Genomic DNA, 24,444 nt, shown 5'->3' with positions numbered 1-24,444 from the left:
CGACTCGGATCAAGCGATGCCGGCTAGCCGGGGCCATCGGCTGGCGCGGCTTTGGCCGCTGATCCGAACGACCGTTCGACGGGGTAACGTCGTGCGACGTCGATCAGTTTGTCGTTGGCGGCTGCCACGAGATCGATTCGCAGGACATCGGCCAGCCGAGCCAGGTAGATCATGACGTCGCCGATCTCGGCCCGCACCCGGGCGGCGTGCTCCGCGTCGGCCATCACGCGCTCGGACTCCTCAGGGGTGAGCCATTGCAACTCCGCCAGGAGTTCACCCACCTCTCCGGCGAGGGCCATGGCGAGGTTCTTCGGCGTGTGGAACCGTCGCCAGTCGCGCTCGTCAGCGAAGCTGCGCAACCGGCAAACAAGATCCGCCAACTCGGCGTCATTCGGTTCGTGTGCCACGAGACCGAAGCCTAACCGCGTTCGAATCAGCCGATCCCTTCCTCAGCGCGGCCAACGACGCCGTCGGGGTGTCCGGAAACTGGTAGCTTGACCAGGTAGGAGACCTGTTCACATACCCCTCCGGAGTGCGGAGGACGTCGTGTCGCATCCGATCGGAGCCGCACGGGTGAGTCGTACCGCGAGCCGACGCGGTCGGCGGTTGCTGGCGGCGGTCGCGCTGACCACGGCGGTGCTGGCCGGAGCCGGTGGCGTGGGCTGCACCGGCGGGGGCGCGACGTCGCCGAGGAAGGCCGACGCGCGGCCCGACGGCGGTGATGCGCCCGGCGAGATGACCGACGCCGGTGGACCCGACGGGATGGCCGACGTCGGCGGACCCGGCTCGCCGGCCGGGCCGGGTGCGGGGGAACGCGCCGACGGGTCGGGGACTGATGGGCCCGGGGACGGTACCGGCCTCGCCGACCCGCCCGACCCGGGGACGTACGACGCGCAGCCGTGCGCGGGCACGCCGGCCGGCGGCGCGGACCCGGCCGGACGGTCGCCGATCGTCACGGGTCCGCAGGTGTGGAGTTTCGTGTCCGCGCCGCAGCTGCGCCCGATGCGGGTCTCGGTGTCGGCGCTCCGGCCGGGTACCGCGCCGGGTCAGATCTTCCTCGCGCCGTACAGCGGGTCGACGGTGGTCGGGCAGACCGGGGCGTTGATCCTCGGCGACGGCGGTGATCCGGTGTGGTTCCGCCCGTTACCGTCAGCGGGCCTGCAGAATGCCGGCTTCACGGTGCAGAACTGGCACGACCCGCGGTCCGGGGCGGCGGAGCCGGTGTTGACCTGGTGGCAGGGCAGCATCGTGCTCCCCTCCCCCGGCGGCGACGGATCCGGCCGGGTGGCGGCGAGCGGGCCGGTCGGGCGGGCCGAGCCGGGGGGTTGCTACTACGTCTACGACTCGAGCTACCGGCTGCGGCGTACCGTCACGGCCCGCAACGGCTTCCATGCCGACCAGCACGAGTTCCTGCTGACCTCGCGGGGTACGGCGCTGTTCCTCGCCTCCCGGGCCGAGCCGGCGGACCTGCGGCCGTACGGGGGGCCGGCCGACGGCGCGATCCTCAACAGCGAGGTGCAGGAGGTGGATCTGGCCACCGGGGCGCTGGTCTTCTCCTGGAACGTGCGGGAGCACGTCGACCCGGCGGACTCCGAGGTGCCGGCGGCGCAGGCGTGGACCACGGGCGGGTTGTGGGACCCGTACCACCTGAACTCGATCGACGAGGGGCCCGACGGGCAGTTGTTGGTGTCGTCGCGGAACATGTCGGCGGTGTACGCCGTCGACCGGGCCGCTGGCGACATCCGGTGGCAGCTCGGTGGCCGCCGCGGCGACTTCACCTTCGGAGCGGAGGCGGATTTCTCCTGGCAGCACGACGTCCGGTGGCGTCCGGACGGGCGGATCGGCCTGTTCGACAACGGCTGTTGCGGCCCGGCGGGGCAGCGGCCGCAGCGGCAGTCCCGCGGGGTGGTCCTACGCCTGGACGCCGAGCGGCGGACCGCGACGCTGGACCGTTCCTACTACCACCGGCCGGCGCTGTCGTCGGCGTCGCAGGGGAACCTGCAGGCGCTGTCGAACGGCAACGAGTTCGTCGGCTGGGGGCAGCAGCAGTTCTACTCGGAGTACGCCGGTGCGGGCAACGGCCCGGGTGACGGGGCACGGAGTCTGCGCTACGACGCGCGGATGCCCGGGGAGAACGTCTCCTACCGGGTACTGCGGCACGAGTGGGTCGGCACCCCGCACTATCCGCCGAGCCTGGCGGTACGCCGGGACGGTGGGCAGAGCGTCGCGTACGCCTCGTGGAACGGGTCGACGCTGACCCGGGCGTGGCAGGTGTTGGCCGGCCCCGACCCGGGTTCCCTCGGGGTGGTGGTCGAGCACGCGATGCGTACCGGGTTCGAGACGGCGGTCGGTACCGCCGACGTGGGCCCGTACTTCCAGGTGCGGGCGTTGGACGCGGAGCGGACGGTGTTGTCCGCCTCGGCCGTGGTCCGCCTCGACGGCTGACGCCGCGACCCGACTTTCGTCACATCAGTGGAAAGGGCGAACGAAGATCACCGAAAGACATAGACATATCTACACCCATTTGTTAACTTCGGTCCGGATGTTGCGGCGAGGTGAACCGTAATCCTGAACCGAGGAGCACCACATGTGTTACGGGCACGACGGAGCCGCCGCCCTGCGGCGTTCCGTGATCGACCGGCGGGGTCTGCTGCGCGGTTCACTCGCGGCGGCCGCCGGTGTCGGCTTGGCCGCGTCCGGGGTCGGTGCGACCGCCGCGCTCGCCGGTCCCGGCAGGACCGGGCGCCGGCACGTACCGCCGGGTCTGGTCAGCATCCAGCTGTGGACGGTCCGCGACGCGCTGAACGGCGCCCCCGGCTACGACGCCACCCTCCGGCACCTCGCCCGCATCGGCTACCCCAAGGTGGAGCTGGCGCTCGGCTACTTCGGCCGCAGCGCCGGGCAGCTGCGCCGGTTCCTCGACGGCATCGGGATCAAGGCCAGTTCCAGCCACGACGGGATCAGCCCGGACGGTGCCGCGCTCCGGGAGAAGATCCGCAACGCGGTGACCCTGGGCCAGAAGTTCATGGTGGTGCCGTACCTGTACTCCGAGAACGCCGACGACTGGAAACGCTGGGCGCAGCAGATGAACGCCGAGGCCGCCGCGGCGCGCGCGGCGGGCCTGCGGTACGGCTACCACAACCACGCGCACGAGTTCACCATCGACCTCGGCGGCGGTCGTACGCCCTGGAACGTGCTGACCGCGGAACTCGACCCCCGGCTCGTCCACCTGGAGATCGACATCTACTGGGCGGTCACCGGCGGGATCCAGTCCGGTGCCGGTGCGGCCGACCCGGAGGGCTTCACCCTGGACGTGATCCGCTCCGCGCCGCAGCAGGTGCTGCAGTACCACGTGAAGGACCGGCACGCCGCCGACGGTGACATGGCCGACCTGGGCACCGGCATGATCGACTTCGGCCGGATCTTCCGCGGGCACTCGGTGCTGGAGTACATCGTGGAGAACGACACTCCCGACGTGACCCCGCAGCGGACCGCCGAGGTCGGCTACCGATACCTGCGCGAGCTGCGGTACTGACCGGACGTCGACGGGCACCGGCGCGGCGAACCGCCGGTGCCCGTCGAGTCGTGGCCGGTGCCGGGCCGACCGGGGCGTCTCAGGCGAGGTGCTCGGTGGCCTCCCGCCGGGACGGACCGGCGAGCGAGTAGACGATCAGCCCCCCGAGGGCGAGTACCGCGGCGGTCAGCGCGGCGGCGGTACTGCCGGGTGGTTGGCCCGGCCAGGTGGCGATCGCGCCCGCCGTGCCCGGCTGCGGGTAGAGGGCCGCGACGCCGGTCCAGCCCAGCGGCACGAACCACGATCGACCGGCGCCGAGCACAGCGGCGCAGAGAGCGGTCAACCCGAGCAGCCCGGCCGCGTCGCGGACCACCAGCGCGGCCGGGCCGAACCGGGCGCCGGTGTACCGGGTGGCGAGCAGCACCACGAGGACGACCAGCAGGCCGGCGAGCAGGTGCGCCGCGCGCCGCCACGGCCAGCGCACCGAAGCGGTCCGCTCCAGGTTCTCGTCCGGGCCGGCGAGGGTGGGCGCGAACACCGCGACCATCAACGCGACGGTCATCACGACCACCAGCGGGGTGGCGTCCCGGTCCTCGGCGAAGACCAGGCACAGCGCCCAGACCGTCGCGGCACCGCCGAGGGCCGCGGCCAGGGTCAGCGGTACGTGCCGCGAACGCAGGTACAGCAGGGCCGCCGCCACGTCCGGGCGGAACGTCCAGGCGCCACCGCTCACCGGGCGCTCCCGGACAGCAGTCCGGCGGGATCCGCGCAGACCCGCAGGGCGTCGCGGACCGCCGTCACCCGGGCCAGGGCCGCGTCGTCGGGCAGTTCACGCAGCCCCTGCCAGAGGGCGAGCGCCTCGGCGTTGATCTCCGGGTCTTCGGTGACCATGCCGGGAACCAGGCCGACGTCCGAGCGCGGTTCACGGCCCAGCAGCCAGTAGGCCGCCGCCCGCTCGACCACGTCGTCGCGGTTGCGGCACTGGCCGTCGTACTCGACCCCCAGCCCCTGGACGACCTCGTGAACCACGGCGGCCGGGTGGGCCAGCCCGCCGCGTCTGTCGATCCGGACGTCGATCGTGACGACGCTCCCCGCCGGTGCCGGCGAGACCTCGTCGAGGCCGAAGGCGCGGGTGTCCTCGTGCACGGCGGTCGGCGCGTTCGGCAGTTGCGCCAACGCCGCCAGGCCTTCGCGGGCCAGCGGGGTCAGCGTGTCGAGCACGTTGGCGTTGACCCGGCTGACGCAGACCGTCGGGGTGTCGTCGGTACACACCAGTTCCCGCGCGACCGGATCGGCCGGCCAGTTGAGCACGTCCCGATCGCGAGGTACGACCGCGGTCGCCGCGACCAGCCCGAGCGCCACCGGCAGCACCGCCGCCGTCCGGCTGCGCCACCCGCCGGCGACGAACAGCAGCAGGCCGGTGCCGGCGAGCCCGACCAGCCAGATCGCGAGCGCGCCGCTGACCCGGCTGTCGATCGTCTGGTAGGCGTGGAACGGACCCGAGCCGTGCGCCGGTGAGATCACCGCGGCCACCCAGTCCGGCGGGCCGATCGTGCTGAAGAAGACCAGCAGTGTGCCGGCCACCGCCAGCGCCGGGGCGGTCACCAGCGCGGGCAGCATCCGCCCGATGCCCAGCCCGAGCCACGCGGCGGCGATCAGGGACAGCGCACCGACGACGGTGACGACGGTGAAGTCCAGCAGGGGGCGGTACTGGGCGGTGGAGATGATCCAGGCGATGCCCGCCGCGGTCAGCAGCAGGTAGGCCAGGGCGAGGGTGAGGCTCATCGCCGCGAGCACCGGCAGCATCCGCGCGGTGCGGGGCCGGGGAGTGCTGGCGAACAGTTCCTCGACCTTCGCCCGGTGTTCCCGGCGCCCCTGCCAGGCCCCGGCGGCCAGGGCCAGCGGCCACAGCAGGAGCAGGTACTCGCGGACGGCCAAGGCCAGCGCCATCCAGCCGCCCGACCACCGGCCGGTCGCGGCGTAGAGTGCGACGACCCCGACCACCAGCGTGATCAGCGCGGCGCCGAGCGCGGCGGAGCGGCGCAGTTCGATCCCGAGCACGCTCATCGGCCACCCTCCGCCCGGTGCTGGCGGAGGATCGCCGAGTAGCCCCGCTCGGCCGGGCTGTCGCCGGCGTGTCCCTGGTCGCCCTGGGCGGCCAGCACCTCGGGGCTGCCCTGCCAGACCAGGCGGCCCTCGTCGACCAGCACCACGTCGGTGCAGGCCGCCGCGACGTCCTCGACCAGGTGGGTGGAGACCAGCACGCAGCTGTCGGTGCCGAGGTCACGCAGCAGTTCGCGGAAGTCGAGCCGCTGTTCCGGGTCGAGACCGACGGTCGGCTCGTCCAACAGCAGCAGCCGCGGGTCGTTCACGATGGCCTGCGCGATGCCGGCCCGGCGCAACATGCCGCCGGAGAGCGTCTTCAGCCGGGCATCGGCCTTGGCGGCCAGCCCGACCCGGTCGACGGCCCGCTGCACCGCCGCCGGGATGCCGGCCTTCGGCATCTCCTTGAGCCAGGCCATGTACCCGACGAACTCGCGAACGGTGAACCGCGGGTAGTAGCCGAAGTGCTGGGGCAGGTAGCCCAGGGTGCGGCGGACCGGCCGCAGGTCGGCACGGCCGTCGACCGGGTGCCCGAGCAGCGTCAGCCGCCCGCCGGCCGGGGCCAGCACGGTCGCCAGGGCGCGCATCAGGGTGGTCTTGCCGGCGCCGTTGGGGCCGAGCAGTCCGTGCACGCCGGTGGTCAGGGTCAGGTCGAGACCGTTCACGGCCAGGTGCCGTCCGGCCCGGACCTGCAAACCCTCCGCGTGGATCGCCCAGGCATGGGTGGTGGCGGTCGTCTCGACCGCACTCACGGCACGCATCGTCATCATCTCCTTCGGTGAGCGCCGACAGGTCGCCGTCGGCGGGTGCGGCGGTAGTGCGGGTGCGGCGGTAGTGCGGGTGCGACGGCTAGTCGTGTTGGGAGAGCCGCCGGAACGCGTTGATCCGCAACAGGGCCACGGCGGTCAGGAGCACCGTCACCAGCGCCCAGGTGGGGGTGCTCTCCCCCGCCAACAGCACCGGGATCCGGGCGGTGGCGAGGCTGGGGGCGATCACCGCGAGCGTCCAGATCGCGATCAGCCCGATCGCCGCTCGGTGGACGCCGACGAGGGTTCCCAGCAGCAGCGTGGCGGCGGTGAACGCCAGGCAGGGCAGCAGCATCAGGGCCAGTGACGTCCCGGTGCCGGCACCGACCAGGGCGAGTGCGGGAATGACGAAGGCCAGCACCGCGGCCGTACGCCGCAGCAGCGTGGTCAGGCCGGCGGCGGGCGTGGCGGCGATCAGCTCCCAGGCCGGGTCGACCCGACGGTGCCAGGCGACCGCCACGCCGGGTAGTGGAGCGAGTGGTGCGATCAGCAGCACCAGCTCGGGTAGCCCGGTCCACAGCACGCCGAGCAGCGCGGCGCAGGCGAGCACCCCGGCGGTCATGCCGAGCCACGGCAGCAGGGTGCCCACGAGCCAGCGGTTGCCGAGCGCCGACCAGGACCGGCTGCGGCCGGCGGGCATCGGCGTCGCCGCGATCTCGCGGTCCAGGACCGCCGCGACCCGGTCGAGGGTGGTCCGGGTGTCGGCGGTGGTGCTGCCGGCCAGCCGGGCCCGGCAGTCGGCGCACTCCTCCAGGTGCACCTCGATCGTCCAGACGCTGGGTTCGTCGAGAGTGGGGTCACCGGTGGCGTAGCGGCCGATCTGGGCCAGGGTGGGGTGGGTGGTCATGACAGCGCCTCCCGTAGGACGATCCGGGCTCGGCGGACGCGGGACTTGACGGTGTTCTCCGGTACGCCCAGCAGCACCGACGCCTCGCGCGGTGAGAGCCCGTCGAGGACCGTGGCCCGCAGAGCGGCCCGGACCTCGGACGGCAGGGCGAGCAGGGCCTGTTCCAGTTCCTGGCCGATCCGGGCGGCCATCACCTCGTCCTCGGCGGCGGGCGCGGTGGCCGGCATCAGCTCGACCTGCGGCACCTGCGCCTTGCGGGCCCGACGCCGGAACGCGTCGACGAGGCGGTGCGCGGCGATGGTCCACAGCCAACCCACCGCGCTGCCCTGCGCCACGCCGCTGCCGCTGGTGCGGGTGCCGGCGAAGCTGCCCGCCGCCCGCCATACCGCCAGGAAGGTGTCCTGCAGCACCTCGGCCACGATGTCCTGGTCGGCACACCGGCGACGCAGGCGCACCTCCAACCACGGCGCGGTACGCCGGTACAGCTCGTCAAACGCCCGCCGGTCGCCGCGGGCGACCCGGCGTACGAGTTCACCCTCGTCGGCCGCGTCCATTCCGGTACTCACATCTGGAGAGACGACGGGTCCGCCGGGATCGGGTCACGAACCAGTGTGATCGCCGTCACTGGTGTCCAGGTCCGTCGGCACGGCGAGGCGGGCCGGGCGGCGCCGTCGCCGGATCCGGCCGTGGGCGAGTGCCGCGTCGACCCGGCAGTGCACCACCCGGATGTCCGCGATCCCGACCAGCGGATCCAGGCCGGGCCGCCAGAGCCGGCCCTGGAAGGCGGTGGGCCAGGGTCGTCTTGCCGCTTCCCGGCGGCCCGCTGACGACGACGAGGGTGGGGATTGCCATCAGCCCGTTATAGCCGGGCGGCCGCCCCTGCGGTGGGCGACGCTCGACCGGCACCGCCCTCACTCGATCCGTCGAAGTGACGTTCGGTAGTCGATGGAATCCCACAGGTGACGAGAGTGGGCCATGGGAAGTGATACTTACTGATGTCCGAGATCGGCGGGGCGGCCGAACCATCGACACCGATCGGATGTGACAGGCAAGGCGAGAACGATACACGTAACTGTAACGTTAGCGCGTGGTCGAACGCTCTTCCCGGGTGTAGACAGGATCCTGATCATGGCGGGGGTGCGGGGCGCGTTCGCCGCGCTCCGGGGTCCGTGACGTGAGAGGGGGCCTGGTGCGGGGCGAGTTGCAACGCATCGTCGACGCCGTCGCCGCCCACGTCGGCCGTCCCGCCCTCATCGAGGACCGGCGCCAGCGGGTCGTCGTCTACAGCGAGCAGAACGGGCTGACCGACGAGGTCCGGCGGGCGTCGATCCTGCGCCGGCAGAACGCCCCCGAGGTGGTCGCCTGGCTGCGTGACCTCGGTATCGCCGAGGCCCGGCAGCCGGTGCGTACGCCGGCCCGACCGGAACTGGACCTGCTGCCCCGGTTGTGCGTACCGGTGCGCCACCACGACCTGCTGCTCGGCTTCGTCTGGTTCATCGACGCCGACGGCACCATGACCGACGTCGACCTGGCGGCGACCGGACTGCTCAAGGAGTTGTCGCTGGCGCTGTACCGGGAGAACCTGCTCGGCGAACTGGCCGCGCAGAGCGAGACCGAGGCGGCCCGTACCCTGCTCGCCGACAGCCCGGACACCCGCGACCAGGCGGCCCGCGCGCTGCTGGAGGCCGGGATGATCGGCGCGGACGGCCCCCGGACCGCGCTGGTGGCCCGGCTGGTCGGGTCCGGCGAACGGCAGCCGGACGAACTGGCCCGCATCGCGTTGGAGCAGTCGCTGGTGGCCGCGCGCCGACGGGCCGGCACCCGGGAGGCGTTGCACCTGGTCCGACACGACCACGGGGTGCTGCTGCTGCCCGCCGAACCGGCCGCCGGCCGACCCGCCCCGGAGGCCGCCGCCCGGCATCTCGACGAGGACCTGCAACACGTGACGCGCAGCCTCGGCTCGGTGCAGCGGACCGTGGTGGGCGTCGGCCAGACCCGGCCGCGGCTGGCCGACGTCGTCGAGTCGTACGCCGAGGCGTTGCACGCCGCGCGGGTCGGCGCGCAACTGCCGGCGTTGGGCCGGGTGGTCCTCTGGTCCGGGCTGGGCAGCTACCGGGTGCTGGCCCGCCTCGGTGACCAGCAGCTGACCGTGGCCGACGTGCATCCCGGGCTGGCCCGGCTGCTGGCCGCCCCCGGCAGCCAGGTGCTGCTGGCGACTCTGGAGCGGTACCTGGACCAGGCCGGCAACGCGCACGCCACCGCCGCCGAGCTGCGCCTGCACCGCACCACGCTGTACTACCGGCTGCAACGCATCGAGGAGATCGCCGGCACCGACCTCAAGAGCGGCGACGAGCGGCTCTGCCTGCACCTGGGGCTGAAGCTGGCCCGGCTGACCGGGCAGCACCGGCCCGACGAGTGAGGGACCTACGACACCCGTAGCAAGCTGGCCCGGAGATCTTCGACAGGTGCCCGATGACCGGCGGCGAACCGGTCCATAGGTTCGGCGCAGTGCCCGGGCTCGGGCGGTCACGACAGGAGTGGTGCGGTGGTCGGGCGGTGGGTCGGGCGGTACCTGGTGCCCGCGCTCGTCGCCGCGTTCTTCGTCGCCCCGCTGTGGTTCATGCTGGTCGGCTCGCTGCGACCGGCCGGATCACCGCCGCCACGCACGCTGGAGCTGTGGCCGGCCGGGGCCACCACGGCGGCGTACGCCAGGCTGCCGGAGCTGGTGCCGCTACTGCGCTACCTGGCCAACTCGGCGCTGGTGGTGGCGCTGGCGGTGCCGCTGACCGTGCTGGTCGCGTCGCTGACCGGGTTCGGGCTGCGGCTGCTGTCCGGTGCCGGCCGCCGACGGGCGCTGATCGGCCTGCTGGTGCTGCTGCTGGTGCCGGTCACCGCCGTCTGGGCCACCCGGTTCGAACTGTTCCGACTGGCCGGGGTCGTCGACACGTACCTGCCGCTGCTGGCACCGGCGGCGCTTGCGGTGAGCCCGTTCCTGGTCCTGCTGTACGCGTGGAGCTTCGGCGGTGTCTCGGACAGCCAGTTGCAGGCCGCCCGGCTGGAGGGCGCCGGCTGGCTCACCATCTGGCGTCGCCTGGCGATGCCGCAGGTCAAGCCGGCGACGCTCGCGGTGGCGGTGCTCGCCTTCACCTTCCACTGGGCCAACTTCATCGACCCGCTGCTGTACCTGACCAGTGGCGACCGTTACACCTGGCCGCTGGGGCTGCGGTTCCTGCTGCTGCTCAACCCGACGGACTGGCCGCTGTTGATGGCCGGCAGCGTGGTCGCCACCCTGCCGTGCGTGCTGGTGTTCCTGCTGGCCCAGCGGATCCTGCTGGCCGACGACCCGTTGGCGGCGCTTCGATCGAAAGGACGCCGATGACTCCGCACTGGCGACGCCTCTGCGCCACCCTGCTCACCGTGCTGCTCGTCGGCACCGGCTGCACCTCCGGCGACCGGGCTGCGGAGCCGACCGGCATCACCGTCGTGCTGTTCGGTGACGCCGAGGAGATCGCCGGCTACCGGGACCTGGTCGCCGGCTTCAGCACGGCCAACCCCGACCTGCCGGTCACCCTCTCCCCCGTGGCCAGCCAGGACGAACTGATGGCCCGGCTGACCACCTCCTTCGCCGGTGGCCGCCCGCCGGACGTGTTCCTGCTCAACTACCGCCGCTACGGGCAGTTCGCCGCACAGGGCGCGATCGAACCGGCCCAGTCGTACCTGGACACCAGCGAGGCGATCCGGGAGAGCGACTTCAGTCCGCAGGCCCTCGACGCGTTCCGGTTCGACGGGCTGGAGCTGACCTGCCTGCCGCAGAACCTCTCCTCGCTGGTCGTCTACTACAACGCCGACCTGTTCGCCGCCGCCGGGGTGCCCACGCCGACCGCCGGGTGGAGCTGGGACGACTTCCTCGCCGCGGCGAAGGCGTTGACCGGCGACGGCCGGTACGGCCTGGGTGTCGAGCCGACCATCCCACGGCTGGCGCCGTTCGTCTGGTCCAACGGAGGTGAACTGGTCGACGACGAGCAGCGCCCGACCACGCTGACCCTGCGCGCCGACCCGGCCGCCCGGGCGGCCGTCGACTGGTTCGTCGACCTGCAACTGCGCCACGGCGTCGTGCCGCCGGACGCGCAGGAGCAGAGCGAGTCCAGCGAGGCCCGGTTCCTGCGCGGCACCCTCGGCATGTACCTCAACAGCCGGGTGGCGGTGCCCACCCTGCGGACCGTCTCCGGCTTCACCTGGGACGTGGCGCCGCTGCCGGTGGCCCCCGGTGGGGTGCCGGCGTCGATCCTGCACAGCGACGCGTACTGCATGAGCGCCGGCCTGGCCGACCACCGGCCGGCCTGGCGGTTCATCGAGTACGCGATGGGCACCGCCGGGCAGCGGGCGCTCGCCGAGTCGGGCCGGACCGTGCCGTCGCGGCTCGACGTGGCCGACTCCGCCGCGTTCCTCGACCCGAGCAAGCCGCCCCGCTCCTCGCAGGTCTTCCTCGACGCCGCGCCGCACCTGCGCGCCACCCCCCGCACCGGCACCTGGTCGCGGGTGGAGAAGGAGGCGAACAGCCTGCTGACCGAGGTGTTCTACGGCCGGGTCGACCGGGAGCAGGGGCTGCGCCAGTTGGAGGAACGGGTCCGTCCGCTGTTCGCGCTGACGGTGGGCCGGTGAAGGGAGTCATCCGGCTGGAGGCGCTCACCCGGTCGTACGGGGCGACCACCGCCGTGGACGGCGTGGACCTGACGGTACGCGCGGGAGAACTGGTCACCCTGGTCGGTCCCTCCGGGTCGGGCAAGTCGACGATCCTGCGGCTGATCGCCGGGCTCGACCGGCCGGACAGCGGCCGGGTGCTGGTCGACGGCGCCGACGTCGCCGGGATGCCGCCGCACCGCCGGGCGGTGGCCATGGTCTTCCAGGACTACGCGCTCTTCCCACACCTCACCGTGCTGGGCAACCTGACCTTCGGGCCGCGGGTGCGCCGGGTGCGGCGGGCCGAGGCGGACCGGCGGGCCCGCCAGGCGGCGCAGCGGCTGGGCATCGCCGACCTGCTGGACCGCTACCCCGACCAGATGTCGGGCGGGCAGCGCCAGCGGGTGGCGTTGGCCCGGGCGCTGCTGCGCGACCCCAGCGTGTACCTGCTCGACGAGCCGCTGGCCAGCCTGGACGCGCCGCTGCGCTTCGCCACCCGCGCCGACCTGCTCACCCTGCACCGGGAACTGCGTACCACCGCCATCCACGTCACGCACGACCAGCACGAGGCGATGACCCTCGGCGACCGGGTGGTGGTCCTGGCCGAGGGAAGGATCCGGCAGGTCGGTGCGCCGCAGCAGGTGTACGACGAGCCGGCCGACACGTTCGTCGCCGGGTTCCTCGGCAGCCCGCCGATGAACCTGGTGCCCGGCGGCGGGGTGCTCGGCGGCGACGCGACGCTGACCGTCGGCGTACGGCCGGAGGACCTGACGCTGGACGAGGCCGGCACCGTCACCGCGACCGTCGAGGCGATCGAGGCGCTGGGCAGCGAGGCGGTGCTGTTGACCCGCTGCCCCGACGGCACCCGGCTCACCGTACGCACCGGACCCCGGCCCGGTGTCGCACCCGGCGACGAGGTGCGGCTGCGGGCCGACCGGCTGCACCGGTTCGAGGCGGCCACCGGTCGGCGCCGGTGACCCGCCGCCCCCGGCCGGAGTTGACCGGCTGGGCGTTCCTCGCCCCGTACGCGGTGGCGGTGGCCCTGCTGGTCGCGGTGCCGGCGCTGCTCAACGTCGGGTACGCCGTCACCGACCACACCGGACTGACCCGCGATCCGCAGTTCGTCGGGCTGGCCAACGTACGCCGGATGCTCGACGACCGGTTCCTGCTGGACAGCCTGGAGGCGTCGCTGGCGCACGTGGCGCTCGCCGTGCCGGTGCGGTTCGTCGCCGCGGTCGGGCTCGGCCTGCTGCTGGCCGCGCCGCGGCCCGGCGGACGCTGGTTCCGTACCGCCGTCTACCTGCCCACGGTCATCCCGGACGTGGCCCTGGCGGTGCTCTTCCTGTGGGTGCTCAACCCGCTGTACGGGCCGTTGAACCAGTTCCTCGGGCTGTTCGGGCACGCCGGCTACAACTGGCTCGCCGATCCGACCACGGCCCGCCTCGCGGTGGTGCTGATGCTGGCGTTCCCGATCGGCGAGGGCTTCGTGGTGGTCCTCGCCGCCCGCCGGCTGCTCGACGGCCGGCTGTACGAGGCCGCGGCGCTGGAGGGCTGCGGCCCGTTCGGGCAGCTGCGGCGGCTCACCCTGCCGCTGCTCGCGCCGGTGCTGGTACTGCTGGCGGTCCGGGACATCATCCTCACCCTGCAGGTCAACTTCGTGCCGGCGTACGTGCTCACCGACGGGCGTCCGGCCAACGCCACCCTGTACCTGCCGGTCTACATCTTCGACCAGGTGTTCGAGTTCTCCGGGTTCGCCTACGGCTCGCTGGTCACCATCCTGCTGATGCTGATCACCACCGTGATCATCATCGGGTTGCTGCTGGGCGTCCGGCGCTGGCGGGTGCTGCGATGAGCTGGCATCCTGCTGCGATGAGACTCCGGGCCCTGGCCGTCGCCGTCGCCGTGCTCCCGCTGTTGGCCGCCTGCGGCGGCGACACCACCCGATCGGGCGGCGGCCAACGGGACCTGCTGGCGAACCTGCCCAGCTGCGACCGGGTGCCGCTGGACCAGGAACCCGAGGTCGGCGCCGAGGTGACCGGGCTGGTCCTGCCCGACGGTGCCCGGGTCACCAGTGTGGTGGCGCAGGGGATGCTGACCACCGTGGAGGCCACCGTCCGGATGTCCCCGTTGGACGTACGCGCCCACTACGAGCAGCGCACCGACATCGACCTGCTGCGCATCGAGGACGAGATCTTCGAGACCGAGGTGCTGGCCCGGACCCAGGACCGGCGGATGTACCTGCGGGCCGGGGCGTTGTGCGCCGACGGCACCACGCTCACCGTCATGGTCGGCCCCGATTCCGAGGACGCCGGCCTGCCCGAGTTCCGCAGCGGCGGGTGACCTCGGTCCGGCCGGTGAGCCGGTCGGCTGAGTCGTGGCTGCCGGGCGCCGGCGGGCGCCCTCGACACCTGTCCTAACCGGACGTCGGCATTCCCGACAGATGCTCGGTGACGTTCGCCGATGCGCACTCTAGCGTGCGCATTCAGGACCGTCCGTGTCCGGATCAGGAGAGACGGAATGAAACTCACCTTCGCCAGACGCCATCGCGGCCTGGCGGCGACAGCGGTGCTGGGGCTGCTCGCCACCGTCGCGTTGGCGGCGTCGGCCGGCGCACCGTCGACCGAGCCGCCGCTGGCCACCAACTTTCCCACCGGACCGATGGAGCTGCCCGACGAGTGGATGACCGCGCAGCGGATGAGCGACGGCGCCACCGACCTGTCGGCCGCCAAGTACGCCAACGCCCGCGGCGAGGCCAACCAGCTCGCCGCCCGTACCCGCAGCGTCTACCGGCCGCTCGCCGAGCGGTCCTGGTCCTTCTTCGGACCCGCCAACATCGGTGGCCGGGTGGTCGACATCGCGGTCGACCCGCAGGTGCCCGACCAGGTGTTCATCGCCGCCGCCTCGGGCGGCGTGTGGAAGTCCGGCGACGCCGGGGCCACCTTCACCCCGGCCTGGCCGGACAACTGGAGCCAGGCCATCGGTGCGGTCGCCATGACCAGCGACGGGGTGCTGTTCGCCGGCACCGGCGAGGCGCAGCCCGGCGGTGGTTCCATCACCTTCGGCGGCGACGGCGTCTACCGCTCCACCGACCGGGGCGCCAACTGGGAACGGGTCGGTCTGGCCGACAGCCACGCCATCGGCCGGTTCGCGATCGACCCGAGCGACGAGGACCGGATCTTCGCGGCGGCCAGCGGCAACCTGTTCGTACCGGGCGGCGAGCGCGGCGTCTACCTGACCGACGACGGCGGTGACAGCTGGCGGCAGGTGCTCGCCCCACCGAACGACACCACCGGCGCCACCGAGGTGCTCGTCGACCCGAGCAACCCCGACCGGGTGTACGCCGCGATGTGGGACCACCTGCGCGAGCCTCACCAGCGCACCTACGGCGGCCCCGGGTCGAGCCTCTGGCGTTCCGACGACGGTGGCGAGAACTGGACGCGGCTGACCAACGGCCTGCCCACCGACGCCGACCAGGGCCGCTGGGGAATCGCACTGGCCCCCAACGACCCGCAGCGGCTGTACGCGTACGTCGGCACGGCCCTCGGACCGTTCCGGGCCTTCTACCGCTCCGACGACGGCGGCGACACCTGGACGCAGCAGCCGATCAGCGCCAACCAGGCGTCGCAGTCGACGTTCAGCTGGTGGTTCGGCAAGATCTTCGTCGACCCGGCCAACGCCAACCACGTCTTCCTGATGGGCGTGAACCTGATGCGCTCCACCAACGGCGCGCAGAGCTTCTCCTCGGTGGGTGGCGTGCACGCCGACCAGCACTCGATGCGCTGGGATCCGAAGGTGCCGGGCCGGGTGTATCTCGGCAACGACGGCGGGTTCTACCGCTCGCAGAACAACGGCGCCAGCGGCTGGGTGAAGTCCACCGACGAGCGGTACACGCAGTTCTACACCGTCGACGTGGCGCAGACCGACCCGAGCCTGAAGGTCGGCGGCACCCAGGACAACGGCTGCAACCGCGGCTACAACGGTGCCGGCGGCCCATGGAACGCGATCGGCTGCGGTGACGGTCTACAGACCCTCATCCACCCGGAGAACCCGAACATCGTCTTCGGCTGCAGCCAGTACGGTGCCTGCTACCGGTCGGAGAACGCCGGCGGCACGCCGCGGCAGAACATCGGCACCGGCCAGACCACCTCGCAGCGCCGCAACTGGCTCACCCCGCTGCAGTTCGACCCGAACGACCCGAACGTCATGTACTACGCCGGCAACATCGTGAACCGGTCGACGGACAACGGTCGGACCTGGACGGCGATCAGCCCCGACCTGACCGGCGGCGGGCCGAACGACCCGTCCGGCTACCCATGGGGCACGATCACCACCATCGCCGCCGCGCCCAGCGACGGCAACACGTTGTACGTCGGCACCGACGACGGCAAGCTCTGGTGGACGCGCGACCTCGGCGGGAGCTGGCACGAGGTCGACGCGGGGCAGCTGCCCGGCACCTGGGTCACCCGCGTCGCGGTACACCCGAAGGACGCGAACATCGCGTACGCCACGTTCTCCGGCTTCCGTTCCGGCAGCGACCGGGCGCACGTGATGATGACCCTCGACGGCGGGCTCACCTGGACCGACATCGGTCGGGGCCTGCCCGACGCGCCGGTCAACTCGGTGATCCCGACCGCCGACGGGCTGCTGCTGGTCGGCACCGACGTCGGTGTCTTCCTCTCCGGCTGGAACGGCGGCGAGTGGGCGGCCCTCGGCGCCGACCTGCCGCAGGCCGCGGTGATGTACCTGCGCTACCACGAGCCGTCGCGGCAGCTCACCGCCGCCACCTTCGGTCGGGGCATCTACGACCTGACGGTGCCGCGCTGCCCGGCGGCGAACACCCGGCTGCCGCTGAAGGAACCCGGCGTCGGTCTGGTGGGCGTCCTGTCCTCCTGCCGCGCCGGCTAGGTTCGGCCCCCCGGCAAGCGGGCGCCAGCCGCAGCGGGGTCCTCGGTCGCCGCGTGAAGTCCACGCGGCGGCCGGGGACCCCGCTTTCCGGTCAACCTGTGTCACGACCCTGTCGAGCTGATAGCGCGGACGGTTCGCGGCACCCGGCGCAGGGCCGGACCGAGGGACAGCAGGGCGGCCGGGACGTACCGCCTCCGCAGTGTGCGGGCAGCGTGGTACAGGACGCCCCCGACCTGACGACGCTGCAACGGCGGGCGGCGCAGATCAGCGCAGCCGGCCGAGCAGCACCGGGGCCGATCAGCGCGGCCGGCCAGTCAGCGCAGCCGGCGGGCGGGGAACCGGGCCGGTGGGTCGGCGATCGCCGCCTGGGCGGCGACCAGTTGCAGTTCCCGGGTGCCGGCGGCCAGGGTCGCCTCCAGCACGGCGAAGATCGACGCGGTGGTGCGTTCCAGCGCCGTCGCGGGGGAACCGGTGCTGCGCAGGTGGGCGAGGTACAGGGCGGCGGTCACGTCGCCGCCGCCGTTCGGGCTGATCGGCAGCAGCGGGGTGGTCACCACCCAGGCGCCCTCGTCGGAGACGGCCACCACCTCCAGTTGCCCCGCCGGCACCCCGCCGTGCAGGACGCTGGTGACCAGCACGTGCCGGGGGCCGGTGGCGCGGACCACGTCGACGGCCGCCAGCAGTGCCTGCGGTGAGTCGGTCCGCCGCCCGGCGAGGAACTCCAACTCGAACTGGTTGGGCGTCACGATGTCCGCCCGGGGCACCACCACGTCGCGCAGGTACTCGGGGATGCCCGGCCGGACGAACATGCCCCGACCGACGTCGCCCATCACCGGGTCGCAGCAGTAGACGGCGTCCGGGTTGGCGGTCTTCACCAGGGTCACCGCGTCGAGGATCACCGCGCCCATCGCCGGGTCACCCTGGTAGCCGGAGAGGATCGCGTCGGCGTCACCGATGACGCCACGGTCGGCGATGCCGGCGATCACCTCGGCGACGTCGGCCGGGGCGAGCAGCGGGCCACGCCAGGCGCCGTAGCCGGTGTGGTTGGAGAAGTGCACGGTCAGCACCGGCCAGACCTCGTGCCCCAGCCGTTGCAGGGGGAAGACGGCGGCGGAGTTACCGACGTGGCCGTAGGCGACCGAGGACTGGATGGACAGGATCTTCACCCGGTCATCATCGCGGTTCGCGGATGCTCGATCGGCGCAGGGGCGCCGCCACGGCCTGCCGGGTGGCCGCGGCGTTGCGGCCGCGACCACCCGGATCGAGCACCGGATAGATCAGCCGGTCGGTGCGACGACCGTCTGCTTGTTGAAGTTCTTGCCGTTGCCGTCCGGCTTGTAGTTCTTCTCCACGTTGCCGGCCGCATCCACCGAGAACCAGTGGACCGTGGTGCCGGCCGGGACGGTCAGCGTCTCGCCGCCCTCCCGGATGCCCGCCGACCCGTACAGTGCCGAGTCGTAGGTGGGCTTGGCTCCGTCGAGGGTGTAGAAGACCGCCGCCGGTTCGCTGGTGTCGAACTTCAGGTCGACCATGCCCGGCGTGGCGCTGGCGCTGACCGACACCGTGCTGGTCGGCCGCTGGTGGTCGGTGTCGAAGTCCCGGGCCACCCGCAGCATCTCGACCAGACCGTTGGAGAACTCCATGGTCTCCTCGTGCGCGGAACTCCACGGCGGCTGGAAGGACGTGCCGACCTCGAAGTTCCAGGCATAGATGCCGTACTTGTACCAGAGCATGTCACCGGAGTTGCCGGCCGCCGAGTAGAGCACGTCGGCGATCGGGCCGGTACGCGCCGGGGTGACCGCCAGGTTGCGGTGCCGCTTGATGGCGGTCAGGATCCGCGACGAGGCACCCCAGAACAGCGACTCCTCGGCCAGCGTGGGCCGCGGCGCCGAGATCCGGCCCGGGGTCGCGTACGAGCCGGGCGACCACATGAAGTAGTTGCCGGAGGAGTGCAGGTTCATCGAGAACTTGATGTTCGGCTGCGAGGCGAGCCAGTCCACGTTGCGGCTCTCCGGCTCGGACAGCTCGGCCGGCCCGGCGTACGTGCCGCTGGTGCAGCTCGTCGAGGCGCCCGAGTAGCCGTCGAAGAGGCTGTACTCGATGTAGTTGCGGTTGTTGTCCACGCCCCACGAGGTGCGGCCGAGGAAGTCACCCGACGTCTCCGGCGTGCAGTGGTTGGTCATGTTCTTGCGCTGCGAGGCGAAGTCGTAGAACGAGTAGTGCCCGCCGTCCGGGTTGATCGACGGGGCGATCCAGATGTCGAGGTTGTCCACCAACTGCTTGGTCTTGCCGTCGTGGCCGTAGTTGCGCAGCAGCCGTTCGGCGGTCTCGATGGTCACCAGCGGTGGTACCCACTCGCGGGCGTGTTCCTGCGCGTACGCGAGCACGCCCAGCTTGGAGCCGTCGCGGTGCTTGCCGATCCGGATGGCGTACACCGAGTGCGGGTCGCGGGAGACCGAGTCGGGCGCGGAGAGGCCGTCCGACAGCGCGGTGCGCGCGGCCGGCGCGACCACCCCGGCACCGGCGTTACCCCGGTAGGTGTACGCCTTGAGCAGCGTCCCCGCCTGGGCGTTGAGCGCGGCGGCCACCTGGGCGGCGGTGCTGGTGATCGCCCCGGCGGCGTTGGTGGCCAGGCTGACCCGGACCTGGGTACCGGTCACCGTCACGGTCAGCGGCGCGTCGGCGGCGCCCGGGTTGACCAGCTCGACCGAGATGTCGTTGCCGCCCTCGTGGCCCCAGGCCAGCGAGTCCACGCCGACCCGGCTGGCGTTGGCGCTGCCGAGCACGGCCTGTGCCTTGCGGCGGTAGCCGTTGGTCTGGTACGGCAGCTCGACGATCTCGGAGATCTTCGGGTACTGCGCGGCCAGTGCCTTGATCCGGTCGTACAGCTCGGTGGGGGTGAGGTAGCTGTTGACGAAGTCCTTCTGGTAGCCCGGCCCCTCGGGGGCGTCGCCGGAGATGGGCAGCCACTCCTGCACCTTGGCCACCGCGACGTCACCGGTGGGGCTGGTGATCCGCACGTAGTCGGGTCGGGTGGTGACCTGCGCGGCGCCACGGTGGTACAGGTAGACGCCGCCGTCGACGAAGCGGGTGATGTTCTGCGTACCGCCGGAACCGATCTCGGTGCCCGGGCCGCTGTCCCGCTCGACGGTGAGCGCGCTGGTCACGGTCTGACCCTGCGCCCACTTCGCCTCGACCGACAGCACCTGGTTCTCGCCGGAGGTGTAGTAGTCGGCACGGATGATCTTGACGTCGGAGACGGCGCTCTGGGCCGAGAAGGTCGCCGCGGCGGCGAACTCCCGGTTGTCGGCCAGGTGCTCGGCGATGGTCGCCTCACGCTCGGCCACCCGGGCCTGCGCGTCAGCCGGGGTGTGCAGGACCTCGCCGAAGGTGAAGCCGGCCGCGGCCAGGGTGGCGACCTCGTTGCCGGTCACCACGGCGTGCACCACGATGCCGTCGTCGGTGTGGTCGACGTGGTGGTCGAGGTCGACGCCGGTGGCCACCAGCGCGTCCAGTTCGGCGCTGTCGGCCAGCACCACCTCGACCACGTTCGGCGCCTCGTCGGCCAGCCGGCCGAGGTCGGCGGGGATCTCGGTGGTCGGCGCGGCGGCCTTCGGCACGACCGCCGCCGCCGGGCTGACCAGCAGCATCATGGCGGTGCCGGTGGCCAGCGCCACGGAGACGGGTAGCCGGTGTCGCCACCGGTTTCGGGTAAGGATCTCGGGCATGAGGGCTCGTGGCCCCTTCTCGGCGTGCGGCGGACAGGGGGTCTGCGGCTCGCCTGGGCTGCTCTCAGCTCCGTGAACAGCCATGGGCGATCCGCTCGGCGGCCGACGCTGCCCGCATCGCCGATTACGCAGCGTCACGCATCCGTCAGTAGGGAGTGATCATGTCGCGGATCACTCTCGTCCGCCGGAAGTGATCTGTCAATCGTCCCAAGGACTAGGACAGGTGACCGCGCCCACCTCGCCCCGACCGGCCCGGAAAGTGCGTTTGGCCTGCGTGCAGACTGGAGACGTAGAGCGTGGAGCTCGAATACGAGGGGGATCACGCGTGTCCGACAACGCCGACCGGCCCAGCCACACCACCGACCGGCCCGCCGAGGTGACCGACCCGCTGCTGTGGCGGCTCGGCCTGGACGTCGCCGACGCCCACGCCCCGGCGGAGGACGGCGGGTGCGCCCACCCGATCTGCGCCGGCCAGGACTGGCCCTGCGGGCCCTGGCAGCAGGCCCAGCGGGCGCTCGCCCTGGCCCAGGGCGGCGCGCCGGAAGAGGCGACCTCCGCCGCCGGGCAGCACGACGGATGGTCCACTCCGGCCGCACTGCCCAGTTGGGCGGCGCAGCAGTCGCGCCGCGGATCCGCCGCCGCCTGAGCGCCGCGGTCGGCCCGCTCGTCGCCCGACGGGGTTCGCTCGCCGTCGCCACCGCCGGCACTGCCCGGTTCGCCGCCGGCTGCCTGGTGCGCTGCCTGCCCTGCCTCGCCACCTCGTCCGGCCGTGGCCCGGCGCGGCCCGGCCCGGGCGGTTGACCGGCCAGCGGCGGTCACGGGGACGTCGCGGTGTCCTCGTCAGCCGCCGGATGGCACACGGTGAGCGCGGCGGGTACCGACCGGACCTTGAGCCGGCGGGTTCGCCCCCGCGCGCCGCCGTCCAGCTCGTACGTCTTGGCCTCGGCGAACCGGACCTTGATCCGGCGGCCCCGGGTGATCCGGACGAACGGCGAGTCCGCCGAGCGGCCGGCGGCCATCCGGCCGAGCGTACGCGCCCAGTCGACGGCACCGCTGGCGGTCGACACGCCGATCTCCAACGCCCCGTCGTCGAGGCGGGCGTCGTCGAAGGCGGGAATGCCGCCGGTGATCGTGCCGACGTTGCCGAAGAGGACGCAACTCGCCTCGCCCTCGAACCAGGTGTCCCCGTCGACCCTGATCCGGGTCCGGGTCAGCTCCCCGCGTACGTGGCGCAGCCCGGTCCACACGTAGGCGAGCCGACCGAGACGGCCCTTCAGCTCCCGGTCGGCCGCGCGGATCAGCTCGCCGTCGAAGCCGGCGCCGGCCAACACGGCGAAGTGTTCCCCGTTGAGTCGGCCCAGGTCGAGGCGGCGGCGCGGGCCGTGCAGGCCGATCCGGACCGCCGCCGGCAGGTCCTCGGGGATGCCGAGGTTGCCGGCGAAGAGGTTGGCGGTGCCGGCGGGCAGGATCGCCATCGGCGTACCGCTGCCGGCCAGCACATCGGCGCAGCGCTGCACCATGCCGTCGCCACCCCAGACGAAGACCAGGTCGGCGCCCCGGTCCAGGGCCTTGCGGACCTTCTTCGGCGCCTTGCGGCTCTTCGGCACCTCGTACCAGAGCAGGTCGCCCACCCCGGCGCCGCGCAGCGTCGCCCGCAGTTCGTCGAGGCCGCCGCCGAGGGTCTTCTTCCGGTGGGCCACCACCGCGACGGTGCCGGTGCGGTCCGCAGTGCTCGTGTCCATGGCCGCTTGGCTTACCCCGCCGCCGGCCGCGGCACGCCTGGGCCGGTCCGGGATCGAGCGGCCGTCACCCTGGCAGCTCGATCCCGGACCCGGCGCGGTCCACCGTGGTACGTCCGGCGGCTACAGGGTGCGGGTGAGGCGGTCGGCGAGGATCCGGGCGAACCGCGACGGGTCGGCCAGCTCGCCGCCCTCGGCCAGCAGGGCCAGGCCGTACAGCAGTTCGGCGGTCTCGGTGAGCGTCGCCTCGGCACCGCCCTGCTCGTGCGCCTTGCGCAGCCCGGTGACCAGCGGGTGATCCGGGTTGAGCTCCAGGATCCGCTTGACCTTCGGCACCTCGTGGCCCATCGCCCGGTACAGCTTCTCCAGGGTCGGGGTGAGGTCGTGGGCGTCGCCGACCACGCAGGCCGGTGAGGTGGTCAGCCGCGCCGAGAGCCGGACCTCCTTGACCGAGTCGGACAGTACCCCGGTCAGCCAGCCGAGCAGGTCGGCGTACTCGGTCCGCTGCCGCTCCCGCTGCGCCTCGGCCTCGCCGCGCTCCTCCTCGGTGTCCAGGTCGACCTCGCCCTTGGCGATCGAGCGCAGGGTACGGCCCTGGTAGCTGCCGACCCGCTCCACCCACACCTCGTCGACCGGGTCGGTGAGCAGCAGCACCTCGTAGCCCTTGGCGCGGAACGCCTCCAGGTGCGGGGAGTTCTCGAGGGTGGTGCGGTTCTCGCCGGTGACGTAGTAGATGTCGGCCTGGCCGTCCCTCATCCGGCCGACGTAGCCGGCGAGGTCGGTGAGTTCGGCCGGGTCGTTGGTGGAGGCCACCGAGACGATCTCCAGCAGGGTGTCCCGGTTGTCGGCGTCGTCGACCAGCCCCTCCTTGACCGCGGCGCCGAACTCGGTCCAGAAGGTGCGGTACCGCTCCGGCTGGTCGGTCTTGAGGTCCTTCACCGTGGCGAGGACCTTCTTGACCAGGCGGCGGCGCACCGCCCTGATCTGCCGGTCCTGCTGCAGGATCTCCCGGGAGATGTTCAGGCTCAGGTCGTGGGCGTCCACCACACCCTTGACGAAGCGCAGGTAGTTCGGCATCAGCGCGTCACAGTCGTCCATGATGAACACGCGCTTGACGTAGAGCTGCACCCCGCGCCGCCCCTGTGGCGAGAACAGGTCGATCGGCGCGTGCGACGGGATGAACAGCAGCGCCTCGTACTCGAAGGTGCCCTCGCCGCGCATGTGGATGGTTTCCAGCGGGTCGGCCCAGTCGTGGCCGACGTGCTTGTAGAACTCGTGGTACTCGGCCGGCTCGACCTCGCCGCGCGGGCGGGCCCAGAGCGCCTTCATCGAGTTGAGCGTCACCGTCTCGGTGGTGGCCTCGGCGCCGTCGGCACCGGGACGCTCGACGGCCATCCGGATCGGGTGGGCGATGAAGTCGGAGTACCGCTTGACGATCTCGCGGATCGTCCACTCGGCGGTGTAGTCGTGCAGGTTGTCCTCGGTGTCGGCGGGCTTGAGGTGCAGGGTCACCGCGGTGCCCTGGGGTGCCTCGTCGAGCGCGCCGAGGGTGTACGTGCCCTCGCCGGTGGACTCCCAGCGGGTGCCGCCGCTCTCGCCGGCCTTGCGGGTGGTCAACTCGACCCGGTCGGCCACCATGAACGCCGCGTAGAAGCCGACGCCGAACTGCCCGATCAGCTCCTGCGACGCCCCGGCCTCCTGGGCCTCCCGCAGTTGGCGCAGCAGTTCGGCGGTGCCCGACTTGGCGATCGTGCCGATCACCGAGACGACCTCGTCGCGGCTCATGCCGATGCCGTTGTCCCGCACGGTGAGGGTTCGGGCCTCCCGGTCGACCTCGATGGTGACGTGCAGGTCGTCGGTGTCCACCGCGAGGTCCTTGTCCCGCAGCGCCGCCAGCCGCAGCTTGTCCAGCGCGTCGGAGGCGTTCGAGATCAGCTCCCGCAGGAAGACGTCCTTGTTCGAGTAGATCGAGTGCACCATCAGCTGGAGCAGCTGACGGGCCTCGGCCTGGAACTCCAACGTCTCGGGCCGGTCGTTCACACCTTCTCCTTCCCACTCTCCTCGTCGGCCTCGACGATTCGCGGAAAGGATACGAGTGGTCGCTGTCCGCGTGCGCCGGGTG

The 24,444-nt window shown here is 72.4% G+C and carries 20 protein-coding genes; 10 read left to right on the top strand and 10 right to left on the bottom strand.

The genetic code is table 11. The features are described 5' to 3' along the window. Positions 1-23 precede the first annotated feature (23 nt). Complete coding sequence (locus tag D2L64_RS02195; protein WP_233558710.1) at positions 24-407, bottom strand: nucleotide pyrophosphohydrolase; 384 nt, start codon at positions 405-407, stop codon at positions 24-26. 166 nt (positions 408-573) lie between these two features. Between D2L64_RS02195 and D2L64_RS02190 the strand changes: the two genes are divergently transcribed. Next, positions 574-2,445: an arylsulfotransferase family protein gene (locus tag D2L64_RS02190; RefSeq protein ID WP_199714365.1), complete on the top strand. Its 1,872-nt coding sequence runs from the start codon at positions 574-576 to the stop codon at positions 2,443-2,445. Positions 2,446-2,587: 142 nt separating this feature from the next. Continuing rightward, positions 2,588-3,535: a sugar phosphate isomerase/epimerase family protein gene (locus D2L64_RS02185; RefSeq protein ID WP_119572718.1), complete on the top strand. Its 948-nt coding sequence runs from the start codon at positions 2,588-2,590 to the stop codon at positions 3,533-3,535. Positions 3,536-3,614: 79 nt separating this feature from the next. Here D2L64_RS02185 and D2L64_RS02180 read toward each other — a convergent pair whose 3' ends face one another. The 5 genes from D2L64_RS02180 to D2L64_RS02160 all read right to left on the bottom strand — a co-directional run bounded on the left by D2L64_RS02180 (position 3,615) and on the right by D2L64_RS02160 (position 7,824). Then, positions 3,615-4,247 carry a hypothetical protein gene (locus tag D2L64_RS02180; RefSeq protein ID WP_233558709.1) on the bottom strand — a complete coding sequence of 211 codons (633 nt, stop codon included), beginning with the start codon at positions 4,245-4,247 and terminating at the stop codon, positions 3,615-3,617. Then, on the bottom strand, positions 4,244-5,581 hold the full coding sequence (locus D2L64_RS02175) for a hypothetical protein (RefSeq protein ID WP_119572717.1): 1,338 nt from the start codon (positions 5,579-5,581) through the stop codon (positions 4,244-4,246). The genes D2L64_RS02180 and D2L64_RS02175 overlap by 4 nt, the downstream gene beginning before the upstream one ends. Beyond that, positions 5,578-6,378, bottom strand: a complete 801-nt coding sequence (locus tag D2L64_RS02170; RefSeq protein ID WP_119572849.1) for an ABC transporter ATP-binding protein — start codon at positions 6,376-6,378, stop codon at positions 5,578-5,580. The genes D2L64_RS02175 and D2L64_RS02170 overlap by 4 nt, the downstream gene beginning before the upstream one ends. 88 nt (positions 6,379-6,466) lie before the next feature. Further along, on the bottom strand, positions 6,467-7,270 hold the full coding sequence (locus D2L64_RS02165) for a cupin domain-containing protein (protein WP_119572716.1): 804 nt from the start codon (positions 7,268-7,270) through the stop codon (positions 6,467-6,469). Continuing rightward, a complete protein-coding gene (locus D2L64_RS02160) occupies positions 7,267-7,824 on the bottom strand; it encodes an RNA polymerase sigma factor (RefSeq protein WP_119572715.1) in 558 nt (185 codons plus the stop codon). Before D2L64_RS02160 ends, D2L64_RS02165 begins: the two co-directional genes overlap by 4 nt. Before the next feature lie 620 nt (positions 7,825-8,444). On the opposite strand from D2L64_RS02160, the gene D2L64_RS02150 reads away from it, so the two are divergent. The 7 genes from D2L64_RS02150 (at position 8,445) to D2L64_RS02120 (ending at position 16,855) form a co-directional block, all read left to right on the top strand. Then, a complete protein-coding gene (locus D2L64_RS02150; RefSeq protein ID WP_147376167.1) occupies positions 8,445-9,689 on the top strand; it encodes a PucR family transcriptional regulator in 1,245 nt (414 codons plus the stop codon). Between the two features lie 126 nt (positions 9,690-9,815). Then, positions 9,816-10,649, top strand: coding sequence for a carbohydrate ABC transporter permease (locus tag D2L64_RS02145; protein ID WP_119572713.1), 834 nt, complete (start codon positions 9,816-9,818; stop codon positions 10,647-10,649). Continuing rightward, positions 10,646-11,932 carry an ABC transporter substrate-binding protein gene (locus D2L64_RS02140; RefSeq protein ID WP_119572712.1) on the top strand — a complete coding sequence of 429 codons (1,287 nt, stop codon included), beginning with the start codon at positions 10,646-10,648 and terminating at the stop codon, positions 11,930-11,932. The genes D2L64_RS02145 and D2L64_RS02140 overlap by 4 nt, the downstream gene beginning before the upstream one ends. Further along, positions 11,929-12,927 (top strand): ABC transporter ATP-binding protein, encoded by a 999-nt coding sequence (locus D2L64_RS02135; protein WP_119572711.1) that lies wholly within the window; start codon positions 11,929-11,931, stop codon positions 12,925-12,927. The genes D2L64_RS02140 and D2L64_RS02135 overlap by 4 nt, the downstream gene beginning before the upstream one ends. Beyond that, positions 12,924-13,802 (top strand): carbohydrate ABC transporter permease, encoded by an 879-nt coding sequence (locus tag D2L64_RS02130; protein ID WP_119572710.1) that lies wholly within the window; start codon positions 12,924-12,926, stop codon positions 13,800-13,802. The genes D2L64_RS02135 and D2L64_RS02130 overlap by 4 nt, the downstream gene beginning before the upstream one ends. Positions 13,803-13,819: 17 nt before the next feature. Next, positions 13,820-14,290: a hypothetical protein gene (locus D2L64_RS02125; protein ID WP_119572709.1), complete on the top strand. Its 471-nt coding sequence runs from the start codon at positions 13,820-13,822 to the stop codon at positions 14,288-14,290. A gap of 177 nt (positions 14,291-14,467) precedes the next feature. Next, positions 14,468-16,855, top strand: a complete 2,388-nt coding sequence (locus tag D2L64_RS02120) for a WD40/YVTN/BNR-like repeat-containing protein (RefSeq protein ID WP_233558708.1) — start codon at positions 14,468-14,470, stop codon at positions 16,853-16,855. A 314-nt stretch (positions 16,856-17,169) separates the two neighbouring features. Here the strand turns inward: D2L64_RS02120 and pdxY are convergent, their stop codons facing one another. Together pdxY and D2L64_RS02110 are read right to left on the bottom strand one after the other, a co-directional pair. Then, positions 17,170-18,021, bottom strand: coding sequence for a pyridoxal kinase PdxY (pdxY, locus tag D2L64_RS02115; protein ID WP_119572708.1), 852 nt, complete (start codon positions 18,019-18,021; stop codon positions 17,170-17,172). Between the two features lie 111 nt (positions 18,022-18,132). Next, positions 18,133-20,583, bottom strand: coding sequence for a M14 family metallopeptidase (locus tag D2L64_RS02110; protein WP_119572707.1), 2,451 nt, complete (start codon positions 20,581-20,583; stop codon positions 18,133-18,135). A 325-nt stretch (positions 20,584-20,908) separates the two neighbouring features. On the opposite strand from D2L64_RS02110, the gene D2L64_RS02105 reads away from it, so the two are divergent. Then, positions 20,909-21,229 (top strand): hypothetical protein, encoded by a 321-nt coding sequence (locus D2L64_RS02105; RefSeq protein ID WP_119572706.1) that lies wholly within the window; start codon positions 20,909-20,911, stop codon positions 21,227-21,229. Positions 21,230-21,398: 169 nt separating this feature from the next. Here D2L64_RS02105 and D2L64_RS02095 read toward each other — a convergent pair whose 3' ends face one another. Beyond that, a complete protein-coding gene (locus tag D2L64_RS02095) occupies positions 21,399-22,325 on the bottom strand; it encodes a diacylglycerol/lipid kinase family protein (protein ID WP_119572704.1) in 927 nt (308 codons plus the stop codon). A 120-nt stretch (positions 22,326-22,445) separates the two neighbouring features. Further along, positions 22,446-24,362 carry a molecular chaperone HtpG gene (htpG, locus tag D2L64_RS02090; protein WP_119572703.1) on the bottom strand — a complete coding sequence of 639 codons (1,917 nt, stop codon included), beginning with the start codon at positions 24,360-24,362 and terminating at the stop codon, positions 22,446-22,448. Positions 24,363-24,444 lie beyond the last annotated feature (82 nt).

It is taken from the genome of Micromonospora radicis, assembly GCF_003583405.1.
Taxonomy (GTDB): domain Bacteria; phylum Actinomycetota; class Actinomycetes; order Mycobacteriales; family Micromonosporaceae; genus Micromonospora; species Micromonospora radicis.
Note: the sequence above shows the minus strand (reverse complement) of the source record. Positions and strands in the feature narration are given on the sequence as shown.

Bases quoted from the DNA above. Each gene is read 5' to 3' on its own strand.
- D2L64_RS02140 (WP_119572712.1), top strand. From the start codon at position 10,646: ATGACTCCGCACTGGCGACGCCTCTGCGCCACCCTGCTCACCGTGCTG.
- D2L64_RS02175 (WP_119572717.1), bottom strand. From the start codon at position 5,581: ATGAGCGTGCTCGGGATCGAACTGCGCCGCTCCGCCGCGCTCGGCGCC.
- D2L64_RS02110 (WP_119572707.1), bottom strand. From the start codon at position 20,583: ATGCCCGAGATCCTTACCCGAAACCGGTGGCGACACCGGCTACCCGTC.
- D2L64_RS02160 (WP_119572715.1), bottom strand. From the start codon at position 7,824: ATGGACGCGGCCGACGAGGGTGAACTCGTACGCCGGGTCGCCCGCGGC.
- D2L64_RS02120 (WP_233558708.1), top strand. From the start codon at position 14,468: ATGAAACTCACCTTCGCCAGACGCCATCGCGGCCTGGCGGCGACAGCG.
- D2L64_RS02165 (WP_119572716.1), bottom strand. From the start codon at position 7,270: ATGACCACCCACCCCACCCTGGCCCAGATCGGCCGCTACGCCACCGGT.
- D2L64_RS02095 (WP_119572704.1), bottom strand. From the start codon at position 22,325: ATGGACACGAGCACTGCGGACCGCACCGGCACCGTCGCGGTGGTGGCC.
- D2L64_RS02125 (WP_119572709.1), top strand. From the start codon at position 13,820: ATGAGACTCCGGGCCCTGGCCGTCGCCGTCGCCGTGCTCCCGCTGTTG.
- D2L64_RS02170 (WP_119572849.1), bottom strand. From the start codon at position 6,378: ATGCGTGCCGTGAGTGCGGTCGAGACGACCGCCACCACCCATGCCTGG.
- D2L64_RS02185 (WP_119572718.1), top strand. From the start codon at position 2,588: ATGTGTTACGGGCACGACGGAGCCGCCGCCCTGCGGCGTTCCGTGATC.